At 64.1% G+C, this 3,807-nt stretch carries 5 protein-coding genes; all 5 read right to left on the reverse strand.

The window, feature by feature from the left end:
• Positions 1-27 precede the first annotated feature (27 nt).
• Positions 28-573: a hypothetical protein gene (locus NTX40_01240; GenBank protein ID MCX5647714.1), complete on the reverse strand. Its 546-nt coding sequence runs from the start codon at positions 571-573 to the stop codon at positions 28-30.
• A 699-nt stretch (positions 574-1,272) separates the two neighbouring features.
• Entirely contained in the window at positions 1,273-1,518 is a 246-nt protein-coding gene (locus NTX40_01245) for a hypothetical protein (protein MCX5647715.1), read from the reverse strand.
• Between the two features lies 1 nt (position 1,519).
• On the reverse strand, positions 1,520-2,245 hold the full coding sequence (locus NTX40_01250) for a 4Fe-4S single cluster domain-containing protein (protein ID MCX5647716.1): 726 nt from the start codon (positions 2,243-2,245) through the stop codon (positions 1,520-1,522).
• Complete coding sequence (locus NTX40_01255) at positions 2,242-3,354, reverse strand: hypothetical protein (GenBank protein ID MCX5647717.1); 1,113 nt, start codon at positions 3,352-3,354, stop codon at positions 2,242-2,244. The genes NTX40_01250 and NTX40_01255 overlap by 4 nt, the downstream gene beginning before the upstream one ends.
• Before the next feature lie 25 nt (positions 3,355-3,379).
• Positions 3,380-3,807, reverse strand: a 428-nt coding sequence (locus NTX40_01260) for a hypothetical protein (protein ID MCX5647718.1), incomplete at its 5' end; no start/stop codon positions are given.

The following is a 3,807-nucleotide window of genomic DNA, read 5'->3' on the forward strand; positions in this document are numbered from 1 at the left end:
CTCCGGAACCCCTCGGCGGCCAGGATGTCATGGCAGTAGTCGGCGGCCACGATCGTCACCCTCCGTCAACTGTTTCGCCATCCGGGAAAGTTTTCCCGCCAGGCGCCACTGCACGATCTGCGCCACCACTCCCATGATCGAGCCCTTCTCGTAAGGGGGCGGCGGGAGGACTTTTAGCATCGCACCGTAAACAGTCATCAGCCGCTCAAACGCGGTCTTCTCCTCCACCAGACGGTCCTGATGCGCCAATCGTTCATCGAGCAACCTCAAACACGAGTCGCAGACACTCAGACCCTTTTCCGCAAAACCCAGCCGGCAGTTACGGCACAACGGACGATGGCAGATTGCGCAATAACTTTCGCAGGTGGCACACGTTTGCTGGCCGCACTGAACACACTGGCCGCGGACGTCCTGCACCTTTTCGATCGGCCGGCCGCACGATGGGCAATTGTGGAAGGCCGTGGCCTGGGACTCCTCGACGTTCCCCTGCCCGTCGTCGGCGACCTCTTCGATGCGTTCGGAAAGCACGCGGCCTTCCAGGTCGGCATTGATGATTCGTCTGCGGATTCTCATAGGTCCAATCCTTCCGGGGGAAGTTCGCCGGGGGATACATCGTCGCCCAGGCCGAACACCCACCCATCTCCGAGGTCCGAGAACGGGTCCGGTAAGGCTTCGTCAAAGAAAGGCGAGGCCAATTCCGGACCGCCTACGTCCATCGGCGTAAAAGGAGCCACCTCCGGGTCAGATTCAAAACCTCCCAGGTCAGAGGGCGGTTCTTTCGGCACCAAAGCACCCCGCATCTCGTCGAACGTAAAGTCGGCCTGAACCCGCGGCTCATTGGGCCGCCGAGAAGAATCGAAAAGGCTCGCGGGGCCGGTGCGGGAGTTAGACCCCTCCATCGTGCGGCCCTGCGGGGCTCTCCCCTGTCCCGGTGGACCCGGATCCGGTTGTGGCGCCGACGGCTGGGGTGGGCGCGTCACGGGCCTGTAGGCCGGACTGCCCGATTCTCCTGGCAACTCGTGCATCAGGTGATAAGCGGGTTCATCTTCCTGGACCTCTGCCCCACACAACCCGCATCGCCGGCTGTCTGCGACAGCCCCGAGGACGACGGCCGCCGGCACAAGCAGAATCGCGCCTGTGGCTGCGGCGGCCAGGGAACCCAGCACGCCGCCGGCAACGGCAAAGGCCGGAAACGGCCTGCTGGCCCCCACGTCTTCAACTCCCTTCATCCGCGTCTTACAGCCCTCGCAAACGAACATGGGTTTCCTCCTGTCACAGGTCCTGCCGCGGACTGTCCCCACGGCCGCCTCTACCGTTCCGCGAACCCGAGAGCACGTCCTTCACTCCCCCGGCCAGCCAGCAGGCCAGCACGACGAACGCCAGAAGCGCCATCCACCGGGCGGGAAACGCCGTCCCGCAAAAACTGAGGATCACTGCTGCCCCAACGATGCCCACCACAACCGGTGCCGCCCGTCGAAGGATGCGGAACGCCAGAAGCAACCAGAGCAACGATTCCATTTCAATCCTCCTCGCACGGCGGCATGAATCGGTTAAACTGCCCACCCGTTCGCACCGTTCCTGTGCCGGGTCCTTGCCGTCCTCCATCACAAACATCGGGCCATGCCGTTCCTTCCCGCGCCGACAGTGCTGCCGGTGGAATGCCCAGAACCTCCAGCGTTCCGTCCGCGCGAACGCGGACCTCAAAGTCTTGCCCGACGGGCCGGTTCCACTCCTCCACGCGGTCCGCATAACGCTGGGAAAGCGCTATGAGCCGCTGGTTGTCCGAGCCGCGCCACGGGCGCTGGGTCGGCAACTCCCGGCGATAAGGTCCGTCCATCACGAGGTCCGTTGAATACAAGAGCCACATTGCGTCGGGCTCGACCCCTGAAACGAGTTGCTCAACCGTGTAGCCGGAATAGACCATCACGCTCAGACCCGCGCGGCGGATACGCTGGGCGAGGATGCCCAGCGCCCGCGCCTGCGCGAACGGCTCGCCGCCGACGAACGTCACGCCCTCGATGCCAGTCGTGGCCAGAATGCGGCGTTCAAGTTCCCCAATTGTTATCCACATCGCATCCACAAATGGCAGGAAGTCCAGGTTATGACAACCCGGGCAGCGGAGCGGGCATCCCTGGACCCACAGCGCGAATCTCTCGCCGGGCCCCAGCACGCGACAGCGCTCGACTAAGTGGGCGACGTTCACCGCGTCCGGCCGTGACAGAGTGCGATCCTCTGGTCGGCTCACTTTGCACCTCCCACCGAGATTCTGGCATCCTGGTGTCGCATCACGCTCCCCGGGTTGCCGCTGCCCCAGTCGGTCATCTTCAGTTCCACGCCCTGACGGGCCAGTTCGGCCTGAAGCGACTGGACGTCCCTGACACAGGCCGCGTGGTCGCGGGCCCCATTGACCTCCAGGTTCACCTCCTCGCTGTCTGGCCGCACCCTGATGTTCACAGACTTCATGGGAAAACTGCTGGCCTCGATCACCACGGTTCCGTCCGGATCGGTCCGCAGCGCGACGCCGTAGCCGCACTTCACGAGGGCCGACTGCCAGACCTCGGTCGCCTTCTTCAGTTCCGCGGCTTTGATCCTGGGCTCGTAATCGGCGTGCAGACTCGCCATAGAACGAACCGCCTTCTGGATGGACGGGAGATCTTCCCGGGCGAGAGCCCCCTCGGCGGTCTCGCGTAGAGCGCCCCTAAGGTCATCAAACCGCTTCCGGTCTTCCGCAGGAAGCACGACCGTGTTCAGTCCATCCAGAGCCTGCGTTGCCGCACGAAGTCTGGGCACGTAGGCCCTCACGGCCCTGGCATTCTCCTCCGCCCGCTGGCCCGCCAGCCGAAGCGCCTGCGCGAACCGGTCATGCCAGGCTCTGGCCTTTTCCTGCATCTCCCTCGGCGAGCCCACGCTTATGGAAGCCACGCCTGCCGCCAGCTGGTGGTGCTCAGAAGTGTCCACCCATCGCTGAAGGAGCACTTGGTTCTCGGACGATTCCCAGGTTTCCCTACACTGGTCCGCCAGCGCCGCGGCCGCGCGCTGTACCCTCGCGTGTTCCTCGAGGCGGCGCCGCCTCTGCGCCTCCGTCGCTTCGCGGTGTAGTTGGTTGAACAGACCCCAAACCTCACCATAGGCATCGAAGCCCGAGTCCGGGTCGCCTGCGGCCAGGCATTCCCGAACCCGGTCGTGCGCGGCCCGGGCGCGCGCCAGCGCCTCACTGCCCAGGTAGCGCCCGACGAATAAGCCGTGCCGTTCCAGCCACGCATCCTGCCGCGCGGCGAACCGTCTCAGGTCTGCCAGCCGCGTGGGCGTGGGGTCATACACGAAGTGCCAGGTTCCTCGCTTGGGTCCGGACATTGTCAGGCTCCTTTCGTCAAACCATTCACGACGCAGGTCGTGCGTTGGCTTTCCCCCAGCGGCGCAGCGACTCAATCTCGTCGCGCATCTGGTCGGCCAGCGGGAGAACCTTTGTGGTCGCAACTTCCAGATCCTGCGCTCTCAACGGGCGCTGGTTATCATAGAAGGCCTCATACATCGCGTCGGTAATCACGCACTCGATTTCGGCGCCGCTGTAGCGGTCGAGCCGCTTCACGAGCGTTTCGGTGATCAGCCGCGCGGGCTTCTGGCCATACTTGCGGAGCAGCACCTCGAGGATGGCCTTGCGTTCTTCCGGCGTCGGTAGGTCGACGAAGAAAATCTCGTCGAAGCGCCCTTTGCGCAGGAATTCTGGTGGCAGGTCACTGATGTTGTTGGCGGTTGCAAAGATGAACACCGGTTTGGTGCGCTCCTGCATCCAGGTCAGGAAACTTC

This window comes from Planctomycetota bacterium, assembly GCA_026387035.1.
Lineage (GTDB): Bacteria > Planctomycetota > Phycisphaerae > FEN-1346 > FEN-1346 > JAPLMM01.